Annotated in this window: 10 protein-coding genes; 3 read left to right on the forward strand and 7 right to left on the reverse strand. The window is 42.8% G+C overall.

Features of this window, described 5'->3' with window-relative positions:
* The first annotated feature begins 12 nt into the window (after positions 1-12).
* Entirely contained in the window at positions 13-1,377 is a 1,365-nt protein-coding gene (locus HMPREF9145_RS03330; RefSeq protein WP_021825087.1) for a lytic transglycosylase domain-containing protein, read from the forward strand.
* Between the two features lie 19 nt (positions 1,378-1,396).
* Entirely contained in the window at positions 1,397-3,679 is a 2,283-nt protein-coding gene (locus tag HMPREF9145_RS03335) for a RelA/SpoT family protein (protein WP_021825148.1), read from the forward strand.
* A gap of 102 nt (positions 3,680-3,781) precedes the next feature.
* Here HMPREF9145_RS03335 and HMPREF9145_RS03340 read toward each other — a convergent pair whose 3' ends face one another.
* Complete coding sequence (locus tag HMPREF9145_RS03340) at positions 3,782-4,132, reverse strand: MerR family transcriptional regulator (protein WP_007135709.1); 351 nt, start codon at positions 4,130-4,132, stop codon at positions 3,782-3,784.
* A gap of 233 nt (positions 4,133-4,365) precedes the next feature.
* Here HMPREF9145_RS03340 and alaS point away from each other — a divergent pair, with 233 nt between their 5' ends.
* Positions 4,366-7,029, forward strand: a complete 2,664-nt coding sequence (gene alaS, locus HMPREF9145_RS03345) for an alanine--tRNA ligase (protein ID WP_021824863.1) — start codon at positions 4,366-4,368, stop codon at positions 7,027-7,029.
* 85 nt (positions 7,030-7,114) lie between these two features.
* Here the strand turns inward: alaS and HMPREF9145_RS03350 are convergent, their stop codons facing one another.
* The 6 genes from HMPREF9145_RS03350 to HMPREF9145_RS03380 form a co-directional block, all read right to left on the reverse strand.
* Positions 7,115-7,762 carry a SprT-like domain-containing protein gene (locus HMPREF9145_RS03350; RefSeq protein ID WP_036906378.1) on the reverse strand — a complete coding sequence of 216 codons (648 nt, stop codon included), beginning with the start codon at positions 7,760-7,762 and terminating at the stop codon, positions 7,115-7,117.
* Positions 7,753-9,066, reverse strand: a complete 1,314-nt coding sequence (locus HMPREF9145_RS14225) for an alpha/beta fold hydrolase (RefSeq protein WP_316928781.1) — start codon at positions 9,064-9,066, stop codon at positions 7,753-7,755. The genes HMPREF9145_RS03350 and HMPREF9145_RS14225 overlap by 10 nt, the downstream gene beginning before the upstream one ends.
* Positions 9,067-9,606: 540 nt before the next feature.
* A complete protein-coding gene (locus HMPREF9145_RS03365) occupies positions 9,607-12,378 on the reverse strand; it encodes a lipoprotein (RefSeq protein WP_021825093.1) in 2,772 nt (923 codons plus the stop codon).
* 71 nt (positions 12,379-12,449) lie between these two features.
* Positions 12,450-12,641 carry a hypothetical protein gene (locus tag HMPREF9145_RS03370; RefSeq protein ID WP_021825031.1) on the reverse strand — a complete coding sequence of 64 codons (192 nt, stop codon included), beginning with the start codon at positions 12,639-12,641 and terminating at the stop codon, positions 12,450-12,452.
* Positions 12,642-13,248: 607 nt separating this feature from the next.
* On the reverse strand, positions 13,249-13,665 hold the full coding sequence (locus HMPREF9145_RS03375) for a PIN domain-containing protein (protein WP_036906381.1): 417 nt from the start codon (positions 13,663-13,665) through the stop codon (positions 13,249-13,251).
* Complete coding sequence (locus HMPREF9145_RS03380) at positions 13,662-13,874, reverse strand: hypothetical protein (RefSeq protein WP_231369746.1); 213 nt, start codon at positions 13,872-13,874, stop codon at positions 13,662-13,664. Before HMPREF9145_RS03380 ends, HMPREF9145_RS03375 begins: the two co-directional genes overlap by 4 nt.
* Between the last annotated feature and the right edge of the window lie 75 nt (positions 13,875-13,949).

The raw sequence follows: 13,949 nt of genomic DNA on the forward strand, positions 1-13,949 counted from the left end.
CTAACATTTATAATGAAGAAAACATATTTAATTGCACTCTCATTGTTGTTTTTCAGCACCTGTAAGCTACAGGCTCAAGTCGTAAACAATGAGGAAGGTGACAACGATGAAACAGAAATTACGGTAACAAATGCACAGGGCAAGCGCGAAGTTATAGACCTTCCAGAGGCTATGACCATGGAACTTGACAGCCTAATGCAACTCTATAATACGAAGACTTACCTACGTCCCGACACGTCATGTAACCTTCCTGACGTCAATCCTGTATATGACATTGCAGTCTATAAGAAGCGACTTTCCATGCTTCCTACAATCATAGAGATGCCTTATAACGATGTAGTTCAGCAATTCATTGACCGATATAGCGGTCATCTTCGACGTTCAGTGAGTTATATGTTAGGGGCACAAAACTTCTATATGCCTATCTTTGAAGAGGCTTTAGAGAGTTATGGCTTGCCGTTAGAACTAAAATATCTCCCAGTCATTGAATCGGCATTGAACCCCAGAGCCGTATCAAGAGTAGGAGCAACAGGCTTATGGCAATTTATGCTGACTACGGGAAAACGTTATGGTTTGACTGTCAACACGCTTGTAGATGAACGCCGCGACCCCGTAAAAGCATCTTATGCAGCCGCACATTACCTAAGTGATCTCTACAAGGTCTTTGGTGATTGGAATCTTGTTATCGCTGCTTACAACTGTGGACCAGATAAAGTTTACAAAGCCATTCACCGTGCCAAGCAGAATGATTATTGGCAAATCTATCCCTATCTCCCTCGAGAAACTCGTGGCTATGTACCCGCTTTCATTGCTGCAAACTATATCATGAACTACTATTGTGAGCATAACATCTGCCCGATGACAACCGATCTGCCTGCCAAAACAGACACCGTTGTTATCAATCGCGATTTGCATTTCGAGCAGATAGCCCACGTTTTAGGACTTGATGTTGACCAGATTGCAGCTCTAAATCCACAATATCGTCACAATATTGTAAATGGAAGTTGGAAACCATCTGCCCTTCGTTTGCCAGCAGCTTTAATCACAAAGTTTATTGACAACGAAGATTCAATCTACAATTATAAGCCTGATGATTTAACCAGTAAACGTACAGAAGTAGAGGTTAACGATGAGGAACCGACCATAGTACGTTATCGTCGTGTTCATAAAAGCTATGCTTCATCTTCTAAATATAGTAGTAAGAAAGGACGAAAAAAGAAAGAACGCAAAGAAAAAAGTAAGAGTATCACTATCCGCGAAGGTGATACGCTGTCGGAAATCGCACAACGTAACAAAATCTCTGTAAAGAAATTGCGTCGCCTTAATGGTATAAAGGGAAACAATATTCGCGCTGGAAAGAAAATCAAAATTAAATAATTAAGACGGAGGAAACATCATGGACGAGCACGATATGCGTGAAGTGGCCCGTGAGGCAGCAGAAGACAAGCTCATCACAGAAGCCTTTCAACACTTGTTAGACACTTATCTTGCATCACGACATCGCAAGAAAGTAGATATCATTACGAAGGCTTTCAACTTTGCTCGACAAGCACATAAGGGTGTAAGAAGGCTTTCAGGAGAACCTTATATCATGCATCCCATTGCCGTAGCACAAATTGCTTGTGAGGAAATGGGGCTGGGTTCGACAAGTATCTGTGCGGCGTTACTCCATGATGTGGTTGAAGATACTGATTACACGGTTGAAGATATTGAGAATATCTTTGGCAAAAAGATTGCTCAAATCGTTGACGGATTAACCAAAATCAGTGGTGGTATCTTTGGAGAACGAGCTTCAGCACAAGCTGAAAACTTTAAGAAGTTGTTGCTGACAATGAGCGATGACATCCGCGTTATCCTTATTAAAATATGTGACCGATTGCATAATATGCGCACCTTGGAGTCACAACCGGCCAACAAACAATATAAGATTGCGGGCGAGACATTATATATTTATGCACCACTCGCCAATCGTTTAGGTTTAAACAAAATCAAAACTGAACTCGAAGACCTTAGTTTCCGTTACGAACACCCCGAAGAATATGCTGCTATTAAAAGCAAATTGGCCCTCACTCAAGAGAAACGTGACGAGCTTTTCGCACAGTTCACAGGACCAATCCGCGAAGCTCTTGACAAAATGGGTATCAAATACACCATCAAAGCACGTGTCAAGAGCCCTTATTCTATATGGAATAAGATGCAGAATAAACATGTAACCTTCGAGGAGATTTACGACATTTTAGCGGTCAGAATCATATTCGAACCGAAGAAAAGAGATGAAGAAATCAACGAATGTTTCAACATTTATGTCGCTATTAGCCGTATATATAAGAGCCATCCCGACCGACTTCGCGATTGGTTAAACCATCCAAAGGCAAATGGTTATCAAGCTCTTCACGTTACATTAATGAGCAAACAAGGGCGCTGGATAGAAGTGCAAATTCGCTCAGACCATATGAATGAGGTGGCCGAACAAGGATTTGCTGCTCACTGGAAATACAAAGATGGAGGTGAATATAGTGAAGATGAGGGTGAACTTAACGATTGGTTGAGTACCATTAAAGAAATTCTTGACGATCCACAGCCTGATGCTATGGACTTCCTCGATAGTATAAAGCTCAATCTCTTTGCTTCAGAGATTTTCGTTTTCACCCCAAAAGGTGAGATAAAGACATTGCCAGCAGGTTGTACTGCACTTGATTTTGCATTCCAAATCCACACCTTTCTCGGCAGCCATTGCATTGGAGCAAAGGTCAATCACAAGCTTGTCCCATTGAGTCATAAACTGAACAGTGGCGACCAAGTAGAGATATTAACGAGTAAAGCCCAACATGTGCAACCCTCATGGATTAGTTTTGTATCGACAGCCAAAGCCAAAGCTAAAATTCAAGCCATACTAAGACGTGACGACCGAGAGTCACAAAAGAAGGGCGAAGAACAGCTGAAAGAATGGTTGAAGCTTCATTCCATGGAATTGACTTCATCTGTTTTAGACAAACTTTGTGACGTTCATCACGTACAAAAGCATGAAGAACTATTCAAATCAATCGGTGAAAAATCTATCATTCTTGGTGATTCAGATGCAGACGCTCTACTCGGCAAGACCAAAAAAGAATCAACTTCACTTGGATGGCGACGCTATGTACCATTCCTCCACGACAAGAAAACTACCAAAGCTAACATTAAGAAAGTTGATACTTCTATGCTTTTCACGGTTGATAAAGACTTCAACAAACGTCAACCCGTTATCATCAGTGAGAAGACTATTGGCAATTATATATTCCCTGGATGTTGCCACCCAATCCCAGGTGACGATATTCTCGGCTACATAGATAACAATAATCACATTGAAATCCATAAACGTGCATGTCCGGTTGTAAGCCGCTTAAAATCAAGCTACGGCAATCGAATCCTTGATGCAAAATGGGACATGCATCGACAAATGTTCTTTGACGCCACAATTGAAATCAAAGGAATTGACCGAAAAGGTATGCTACACGACTTAGCCGATGTTATTTCAGACAAGATGAATGTCAATATTCGCAAGATTACCATTAATAGTAACGAAGGAATCTTTGATGGAAGCATTGAGATGCGCGTGCATGATCGTGACGAAGTAAGGGTAATCATGGAGAATCTCATGGCAATAGATGATTTAAAAGAGGTACAACAAATTATGTAAGTTATTTGAATCAACTTTGATTATATAACTTAAGTCCATGCAAGACAACATGTGTACAATATAATAATAGGACCTTTGGCTTCATAATATGATTAGCTCCCGCTACACCAATCCATCAAGTTGTTTCTTGAGCTGCTGTAATTGATCTCGCACAGAGGTAAGCATTGTCATGACATCTGCTGTTTTATCCACGCCCTCTCGATTGGCGTTCATAACTTTTCTGGCTGCGGCTATCTTGAAGCCACGCACTTTCACAAGGTTATAAATGACCTTAATCTGCTCTATATCTTTATCAGTATATTGCCTAATTTTGGTGCCATTTTGCGTTTTTGGACGTAGTTGCGGGAACTCACCCTCCCAAAATCGCAATGTACTCTCATTGATTCCGAATTGTGCAGCAACTTCCTTTATGCTGTAATATAACTTCAGATTCTTGTTTGTATTTAAGGCCATAATTCGTGATTTTTGTTGAAACTATGCGCTATTTCTTTGCAAAGTTAGCAAATTTCTATAAACTCCACTCCACCATCTCTAAACTTTTTTGTATCTTTGCCACTGATTTTTCATCGCCACGAAGTTTCTGTTGCATCATTGCAACAATGCAAAGGCAGAAGTTTTCCTTCAATGCGTGGAAACGAACACGATGGATAACGAGTAAAGAACACTTAAAATACAATATATTGAAGATGATGACAGCGAATGAAGTTCGTGAATCTTTCAAGAAATTCTTTGAAAGTAAGGGGCACAAGATTGAAGCTTCAGCCCCTATGGTCATTAAAGATGACCCCACGTTGATGTTTACCAATGCTGGAATGAACCAGTGGAAGGACATTATTCTCGGTACAAAAGACCCGGGAAAAGACGTGCGCAGGGTAGACTCTCAGAAGTGTCTTCGCGTGAGTGGAAAGCATAATGACCTCGAAGAAGTTGGTCATGACACCTACCATCACACGATGTTTGAGATGTTGGGTAACTGGAGTTTTGGCGATTATTTCAAGGAAGGAGCTATCGACTATGCCTGGGAATACCTTGTCAGTGTGCTTCATCTTAATCCTGAAGACCTTTATGTAACCGTATTTGAAGGTTCACCTGAAGAAGGACTTGAACGTGACGATGAGGCTGCATCTTACTGGGCAAAGCATGTCCCGGCTGACCATATCATCAATGGAAACAAGCATGATAATTTCTGGGAAATGGGAGATACGGGGCCATGTGGTCCCTGTACAGAAATCCATGTAGACTCTCGCACACCGGAGGAAAAGGCTAAAATGCCCGGTCGTGAACTTGTCAACAAAGATAATCCGCAGGTGATTGAAATCTGGAATATCGTTTTCATGCAGTACAACCGCAAGGCAGACGGCAGTCTTGAACCGCTTCCTATGCACGTGATTGATACGGGAATGGGATTCGAACGCCTTGTACGCATGCTGCAAGATAAACACAGCAACTATGATACGGATATCTTCCAACCAGTCATTAAGCAAATAGAATTACTCAGTGGAAAGAGATATGGTTTCACAACTCCAACGGGAGAGAATGGCGAAGGCAAAGACGAACAAGAGAAAATCGATATCGCCATGCGTGTGGTTGCAGACCACTTGCGTGCTGTAGCATTTTCTATTGCCGATGGACAACTGCCGAGTAATGCTAAAGCGGGCTATGTGATTCGTCGCATCTTGCGTCGTGCGGTGCGTTATGCTTACACATTCCTCGATCAGAAAGAAGCTTTCTTATATAAACTTGTTCCTGTTTTGGTTCAGGAAATGGGCGAAGCTTATCCAGAACTTTCTGCTCAACAAGAGCTTATTTCGCGTGTGATGAAGGAAGAAGAAGATTCTTTCCTGCGCACATTGGAAAAGGGAATAAACCTCCTTAACGGTGACATGGATGAGTTGAAAGCTCATGGGAAAACGGAATTAGATGGCACAAGCGCCTTCCGTTTGTTTGATACTTACGGCTTTCCACTTGACTTAACCGAACTCATTTGCCGCGAACACGGTTATACAGTAGATGAGAAAGGGTTCAATGAAGAAATGGCTAAGCAGAAAGCTCGTGCTCGAAACGCAGCTGTTGTAGAGAATGGAGACTGGGAAGTGATAAGAGAAGGAGAGCAAGTATTCGTTGGTTACGACTATACGGAGTACACTTGCCACATTCTTCGCTATCGAAAAGTGACCCAGAAAAAGAATACTTTCTACGAGATTGTACTCGACTACACGCCTTTCTATGGTGAAATGGGCGGTCAGGTTGGCGATCAAGGCACACTTGTCAGCGAGAACGAGACCGTCGAAATCATTGATACGAAGCGCGAAAACAACCAGAGTATCCACATCGTTAAGCAACTTCCGAAAGACCTTCAGGCTGAATTCATGGCTTGTGTAGACGTGGAGAAACGCAATGGAAGCGCTGCCAATCACACGGCAACCCACTTGCTTGACTATGCGTTGAAGCAGGTTTTGGGCGACCACGTAGAGCAGAAAGGCTCGTATGTTGACCCGACTACGCTGCGATTTGACTTTTCTCACTTCCAGAAAGTAACCGATGAAGAGCTTCGTCAGGTAGAGAAACTCGTCAATAAGATGATCCGTGAGGACTTCCCTCTTGATGAACACCGCGACACTCCGCTTGAAGAAGCCAAGGAACTTGGTGCAGTTGCACTCTTCGGAGAGAAGTATGGAGACAAGGTTCGCGTGGTTCGTTTCGGGCCAAGTTGCGAGTTCTGTGGTGGCATCCACGCCAAGAGTACAGGACGTATCGGCTTCTTCAAGATTATCAGTGAAAGCAGTGTTGCAGCCGGCATCCGCCGTATTGAGGCCTTAACGGGCCAGGCTTGCGAAGATACAATCTATGCACTGCAGGACATGATGAATGACTTGAAATCCATGTTCAATAATTCCAAAGACCTCAAAGCTACGCTGAAGAAGTTCATCGGAGAGCATGATGAGATGCGAAAGGAAATCGAAAAGTTCCAGGCACAAGCCGTTGAACGCACCAAGGAGGAGCTTCTCAAGCGCGCACAGAACGTCAATGGTGTTCAAGTGATTAAGGCAGTGTTGCCTTTAGAACCTGCAGCAGCCAAAGACCTTGCTTTCAAATTGCGCGAAAACATCAGCGAAAATCTTGTTGCAGTCATTGGAAGTACGGCAGGAAACAAACCGCTGTTGACCGTCATGTTCAGTGATGATATGGTGAAAGACCACTCACTCAACGCTGGAACTATTATCCGCGAAGCTGCCAAACTCATTCAAGGCGGTGGCGGTGGTCAGCCTCATTATGCACAGGCTGGCGGCAAAAACCTTGACGGTATCAGTGCAGCTGTCGACAAGGTTATTGAACTTGCTAATCTGTAATCAGATAAATATAAATCTCACAAAATCAACAAAGCCTCGCATCGTGATGATACGAGGCTTTAATTTTGCTTGTTATTAAAATCTTTCAGACAACAATCGGCGTCATTTCGGCCGTTTTTTCTTCATACACCTCCATTGAAACGCGGCGACCACGAAGGTTTCTCACGCGCGGAAATTCCATGAAATAGCGGTCGCGAGTGGTGTACCAACTGAAGCTTTTCACACGACTTACACAGCTGATATTACGGTCAATCTCATGCGCATAGCGTGGATTTACTACCGAAAACAAATGCTCTCCCGAGTCAAGAAGCAAGGCCAGAACAAGAAATTCGCGGTCAGGTTGTGGCTTTGCAGGCTTTATCCCGCGCGTGGAACCCGTCACCTTGATGTTCCAACCATACTTTCTGTTGAACGCTTCAGCCATTCTTCGGAACACGACTCCATGTGGCGAAGTGTCTTTAACTCCCGTATAAGCAATATGATAATGTATCATCTCATGCAACAAGACATTCTGAAAATCGCGCTCAGAAAGGTCATAATAGTTGCTTAGTCGAATGGTGAAATCAGAGTATTTCGTGCCTCTGAGCAAACGAGTTACCCTCTTACACGACATTGATCCCAAGCGCGTTTTCGACCGAGACAAGGCCAATCGAGGGAGCGGAAGCCCACTGTCAAAGTATTGTTCATTGAAAGTGGTGAACCATTGCTCCATCCATTGCGTGCTTATTTGCATAAAGTTTTAATCAGAAAATCAGAAACCAAGGCGTCAGCACGATAGAGATTTTGCGTAAAACCATGGTCAAAACCATCGAGAAGCACGTATTCACTGTTCTTCCAAAGCTTGTGAAAGCGCTCTCCATAAGTATAAGGCGCGAGCCTGTCTCCCGTTCCATGCACAATGAGAGCAGGGCCATTATAGGGTGCAGCAGTCTCATATATCGGCAAAGAAAAGGCAGTTACGATGTAATCGCGACCGAGTTTCTTGCCTTCAAAGAGTTCAACAGACTCCGGAGGATCAAGCGGATTGCAGCTTTTCCCAAACGCACTACCGCGGATAGCGTCTTCTCTTATCACGCCGGCCGGTGCCATCAATGCCACCGCTCTAATCTTCTTGCTGCCCAATTCGCCTGCCAACATACTCGCAACGACGCCACCTTGCGAATGTCCCGACACCGCAACAGCATCCACATAAGGCAATGCTGCAACATAATCATACACCTTCTTAGCATCTTCTATCTCGTTCAACACGGTCATTTTAGAGAAATCTCCCTCGCTCTCTCCATGCCCATTGAAATCGAAACGAACAGAAGCGATGCCATGAGCCTGCAGCGAATCGGCAATCAGTTCGTTCAACTGACCACCCTTGTTGCCCATAAAACCATGCAATATCATCACCATTGGGCACTTCTCACCTGTCGAAAGCACAGGTTTCTGAATAATAGCAGCCAACTTTCCCATAGCTCCTTCTATCGTCACTCGCTCTGAAGTGCCGGGAATAGTCTTCTTCTTGGCCGTCATTTCCGTCAGTGTTTTCTCCACCTTATCCGACAAAACAGACCCCAACACCACGTTGCCATCCTTGCCGATAATATACATGGCAGGGATCCACTTCACGCCATAATCCTTCGAAATCTTCGTGTCGTGCCACTTCTTCAGCTCACTGACTGCGGTATATTCCATACCATATTTCGCAATCGCTTTCGTCCAACTGGCTTTATCGGTGTCGAAAGATACGCCCACGAAAGCCACACCTTTATCCTTAAACTCGCGGTACATGCGCACCACATTAGGCGCATCCTTGCGGCAATCCGGGCACCAACTGGCCCAGAAATCAAGCACTACAATCTTTCCTTTCAGGCTACTCAGTCTGAAATTCTTGCCCTCTGCCGTCTTCAAATGAAAGTCGGGAGCCTTTGTTCCGGGCTTCAACAACTCCGTTGCATACTTGCTGTCCGCATCAGGAAAATCCATCTGTGCCCTGACAACGACGCTGCTCATGAGCATCATTGCCATTACAACCAAACTTTTCAGCTTCATTTCTATCATCATTTTATAGTCAATAATCTTTCAATTCATCCTTTCCTGCTACAGCGTCCGTGCTATACGCCTCACCTTTATCAAAGGAACAGCCACAACACAAAAGAGGAAAGCGCTTTCAAACAATATCATTTTTATCATTATAACGCAGTATCATGCAGAAATATTATAAAGGCGTGAATTTGGTTTAAGAAACGGCTATCCAACCCCTTAAAAGCAGAAATATTACTGCTTAAACCGAACTCGCATATAAAGGCAGAAAGGTAAAAGGACGGGTACGCCGGCCGGCTTCTACCGTTTTCTGTCCGTCGTACCCCTACGACAGCTTCTTTTTCCCATTTTTCATCAATTGTACCCCGTATCTGAACCGTTTTTCCTATTTTCTACTCATCCGAGGTCTCGAATAGTCCAAAAACAATGCTTTTGATACCTGCCACACGACGGAAAGCGAGAAACTTTGCAACAGGCAGAAAATAATCGCCCCACGCTCCAAATATCATAGAGCGTGGGACGAAAAGGATCAATGCAACATAAACCGCTTTATTTCTCTGCTGCGGGACGGATGCTTCCTCGAGCAGCACGACCACTCTGTGATGTCGGTCCCATGCTATATAACTCTATTATCAACGAGTAAGCATACTTTTCGTTTACAGGCGTAGCTTCCCAATAATACGTATAACTGTCAACTCGAGTTGATGAGGCATAGCCTGTATTAGGGAATTCGATGATAGCGTCAGGGTTGTTGATTTTATTATAGAATGTCCAGCCCGAATTCCAATCACCCACAGCATTCATGTCAGACATATTATGAGCAAAAAAATTAAGATTTTCACCCGTTTTGCTGAAACCTGTGAAAGCATTGGATGCAGGAACCGTAAAGCCGACAGGACAGGGATCATATATCGTTTTTTCCACACGATTGTCGTTAGGAGTAGTCTTAGTATTATTTACCGACCAAAGATTATAGTAGGTAGTATTGTACACATCCCAACGAAGATGAGAAAAATTAACATCGAAGAAATGTTCGGGATGCTGCATCAAGAAAGAGACAGGTCTGGGTTTGCCAATACCATCAAAGGTAGTTGCTCCGTCAGCCACTTCGGGAGGGGCAACCACAGCATCTTTCCTTCCGAAACTGTAATTTGTACAAGAAACTTGTTTAATACTGCCCGGTTTCTGGGTAATATCGAGATAAGCGAACTTCTTTCCTGCATTTTGTCCAATTGCCTGTTCTATTTTTACACGAACCACTCGCGGCTGTTCGTAAGAAGTTTCCTGCCAGCTATTCCAGACAAAACCAAGCGGCTGTTTGGTAAATTTGTAAACATGATTTGTAAAGTTAGTACAAGGGATTGTCTCAAGCACATCATCCTTGGCAAACCAGAAGTGCCACGACCACATAATGGTGCCTGCAGCATTCTTCACGGCGATGACAGCATTACCACTCTTGATTTTGTCTGCAGGGACATGAAAATTAAGGTAGGAATCAGCACCATTGTTGGTTACTGAAAGTCCATCTACAATTCCACTCTTATCTGTCCACACTATGCTTGCCTGCGTAGCAGGGTCGGAAGCATTCTGCACATTGATGTAGGGCGAATGTATATCTGCACCATTATGGTCCTTGAAACGATGCATAATAACATCGACAGGACTTGATTGATAATTAACACTGACCATGGTGGCAGGTGCGGAACTAACGTAAGCCGAAGTGTTGTCGGCTCCCTCTTTGATAGCATTGCCGTAAACCAACGGGATGCGGTAGTATCCTGGTGCCGAGATGAGATAGGAATTGGCGGTATTACGCTTTGCCGTAGCTGTGCCCTTAAAGTCGTGCATAGAAAGGTCGTAGTAGTTTCCGGCACTTCCTTTGGCCGTCGCATCGTGCAATACCTTGTTATAGGCCGCAAGTTTGTCAACCAATGTCGCTTTTTTCACCGTGGCAGTCCCCACCTGAGCTTCTCTCCCTCCAGTACCTTCTGTCATACTCAGATTATCAAGCCAGTCTGGTTTTGTCTGTGTTTCCGGCCCAAAATTCACACCGCCGTCTACACTTTCCTGATAACCGACAACTTTCCATGCAATAGGAAGCTGGTTTCCCGTTGGCGATTGGCGAAAACTTCTCACTGCATAATATCCGGCATCGGTCTTGTCGTAGTCCACAGTATTATTTTGTCCGAGCACTTCTAACTGGTATTGCCAATTACTGTTAAGATTACTCAACGTATAGGTCTTCGTAGTTCCAGGCAACCATTTACCTTTCAACGGCACATGAATGATTTTGCCGTCTAAGAAATGAATGTCGACATAGATATTCTTATTAGTCACATCCTGTGGTATCATAAAAAAAGTATAGTTTCCTCGAGCATCTGTTATGACAGAACCAGGCTTATCATCAGTAGTGAGAATGATATCTTTCAGTGTAAAAGTTCCGGTCGTATTACCCAGTGTCCATGTACCAGGCTGATCCGGTTCATTGCTCAAAGTATAGGTTCCTTTATTGATGGCACCACTAATTTCGATTTTATCAATTTGGCCTGCCCATAAATTCTGCCCTACTGTAAAATGTATCGCCGTTAGCGCATGTCGAAAAGCAAGACTGGAATTTGGTGCTACGCCCCGCGTTTTATATTCTACAATACCAGAACAAGCCGTCATCAAGTCTTTCTGATTGAAAACGTCAGGCTCTACTTCAAATTCCACGTAGGGAGTTCCTACGTATGTAGCGGGAGAAAGCTTCATTTTTGTATTCCAGATATCAACTTCAGGGAATACTGCATAAAAGCGTCCAAATCGATTGTTGCTCCAGCTCCAATATAGTGTGTTGTAGAGTTCACCATTACTTTTCGTTCTCTCATTATAAAACCAATCAGGAGTCTGCGATACACTCGTTTTAGAAACAGCACGATAACCTAATGTACTGAAGTTTCCCATATACTGGTCAGTTACGATAGAAGCACGGGTTTGTTGATTGGGCTGTGTGGGATTAATCCCTGGGATTGTTGTTTCGACGAGACAAGCCTCCATACCTTCTGGAGCTTGAGCTTTAAGTATCTGAGGTTTAAGGTCGTTCTGTGTTAGACCAAGTTCGGACAGTTGATCATTAGATGTTATAGAATAACCAGCACGAGTCTTTGTTTTCGCATTAGCTAAAACCAACTCTTGGACATTCTTAACATCAAATTTCACAATAGCACTTTTGTCGACTTCATTGTTATCCAAATCATTGTCTGCACATGCTCCTACTATCAATGTCATAATAAATAGAATAGCAGTAAACATGTTATTAAATAAATTCGTTTTCCTTTTCATTGTTCTCTTTTCATTATCATTTGATTTTTGTCTGATTTATCTTCTTAACAGGCTTTTTTCAGACTGTATTCTTAAGGGGCTACGATATTGTCATCATCTCCACCATCATCGGGAACAAGTGGCTCGATAGTCACATGACCATTCCCGCCACCGCCTGGTCTTACATTTGGACTAACAGCCAATAAAGTTAACTCATTACCCAATGCAATAACTTCACACTCAGGTCTAATGTAGCGCTTTAATACAACTTGGTTCTTCTTCATAATTAACTATAGTTTAATAAATAAACACGATCTTATTCTGCTTTTTTGCCAAATAGCAAAAGACATAATCAAAAAGACAAAGGGAATCCTGTTGAGTCCTTTGTCTATTGAGGGTTGCGCGACGGTCCTCGCGCGCGTATTATAAAGTGTTTAGTGTGGGAATAAGCGACGGTGCGCCTATGAGAGAGAGAGAGAGAGAGAGAGTAGCAAATTATTTGGAACTACCAAATAAATCGACAACTTTTTTTGAGAAAAGTTGCTATTCTCCTGCATGGCCAAGTTATTTTGACGATATGCAGTAGTTTGCGGTGAAAAAATCTGTCTCTCTGTCACTTTCAATTCTGATACGTTTAGAAATCGGTGCAAAGGTAGAATTTTATTTCGAATTAGCCAAAATCTAAATGAAACAAAATCATGTAGAGGTCTTTTTCAAAGAAAATTAGTCCAATCTATAGAAATAAAAACAAGTATTACACTCCAAGGCGTTAGGTTGGCGATGATAATACTATGACAAAGAATACATGGATTGAAATGCAAATGGTTATACAACTAACATATTGGAGACAATCGTCACACGCTCTAAAAATATGAAGTGTGTGGCGAAAGACTATCTTTTTATCCAGTTTCGCAACTCCAGCCCTTCAATTCGCGAAAGATGTTTCACATTCTCTGTTACTACAGGAATTCTCAACGTAAGTGCCGTCGTTGCAATGTATAAATCGTTATCTTCTATCATTTTTCCTTGCCGGCGCAGTTCTACCTTCTGACGACAGAACTCTTTTATACAGACGGAGAATGGAATAATTTCAAGTTGTTTTAACAGATCGTTCACTATCATACGATTTTTGCCGGGACACATACTACATTCAACTCCATAAAGCAATTCTACAACGGATATTTCAGATATGCAGCAATTTCGCCACCCAATCTGTTCAATACGTTCCCACACACTTTCATCGTTACGTAGAATGTGGATGAGAATATTGCTGTCAAGCAAAATAAGACTTTGCTGATTTCCGCTCATACATCATCAAAACTTATCGGTTCACTCGAAGAAGAATTCTCTTTGATGATGGCCATCAGTTCATCGGCGGTTTCATTACCTTCCCACTTCCCGAAGAATTTATCACGCATTTTTTTATTGAAAGCCTCGTCCGAAATTCTTTCTCGTTCTTCTTCAAGTACTGAGTTCGTGAGTTTTACAGCTAAAGCCAATCTGATATTCTTACTCATTGAGCGTAATGTATTCCAATACATGCTAATCATGTTATTTTCAAGATTTGTCATTACTGTTGACATAATTCAGCC

This window comes from Segatella salivae F0493 (assembly GCF_000477535.1).
Taxonomy (GTDB): domain Bacteria; phylum Bacteroidota; class Bacteroidia; order Bacteroidales; family Bacteroidaceae; genus Prevotella; species Prevotella salivae.

Excerpts from the sequence above, each read along its gene's own strand:
- HMPREF9145_RS03340 (WP_007135709.1), bottom strand. The coding sequence starts at position 4,132 with ATGGCCTTAAATACAAACAAGAATCTGAAGTTATATTACAGCATAAAG.
- HMPREF9145_RS03375 (WP_036906381.1), bottom strand. The coding sequence starts at position 13,665 with ATGAGCGGAAATCAGCAAAGTCTTATTTTGCTTGACAGCAATATTCTC.
- HMPREF9145_RS14225 (WP_316928781.1), bottom strand. The coding sequence starts at position 9,066 with ATGAAGCTGAAAAGTTTGGTTGTAATGGCAATGATGCTCATGAGCAGC.
- HMPREF9145_RS03370 (WP_021825031.1), bottom strand. The coding sequence starts at position 12,641 with ATGAAGAAGAACCAAGTTGTATTAAAGCGCTACATTAGACCTGAGTGT.
- alaS (WP_021824863.1), top strand. The coding sequence starts at position 4,366 with ATGATGACAGCGAATGAAGTTCGTGAATCTTTCAAGAAATTCTTTGAA.
- HMPREF9145_RS03365 (WP_021825093.1), bottom strand. The coding sequence starts at position 12,378 with ATGAAAAGGAAAACGAATTTATTTAATAACATGTTTACTGCTATTCTA.
- HMPREF9145_RS03380 (WP_231369746.1), bottom strand. The coding sequence starts at position 13,874 with ATGAGTAAGAATATCAGATTGGCTTTAGCTGTAAAACTCACGAACTCA.
- HMPREF9145_RS03350 (WP_036906378.1), bottom strand. The coding sequence starts at position 7,762 with ATGCAAATAAGCACGCAATGGATGGAGCAATGGTTCACCACTTTCAAT.
- HMPREF9145_RS03335 (WP_021825148.1), top strand. The coding sequence starts at position 1,397 with ATGGACGAGCACGATATGCGTGAAGTGGCCCGTGAGGCAGCAGAAGAC.
- HMPREF9145_RS03330 (WP_021825087.1), top strand. The coding sequence starts at position 13 with ATGAAGAAAACATATTTAATTGCACTCTCATTGTTGTTTTTCAGCACC.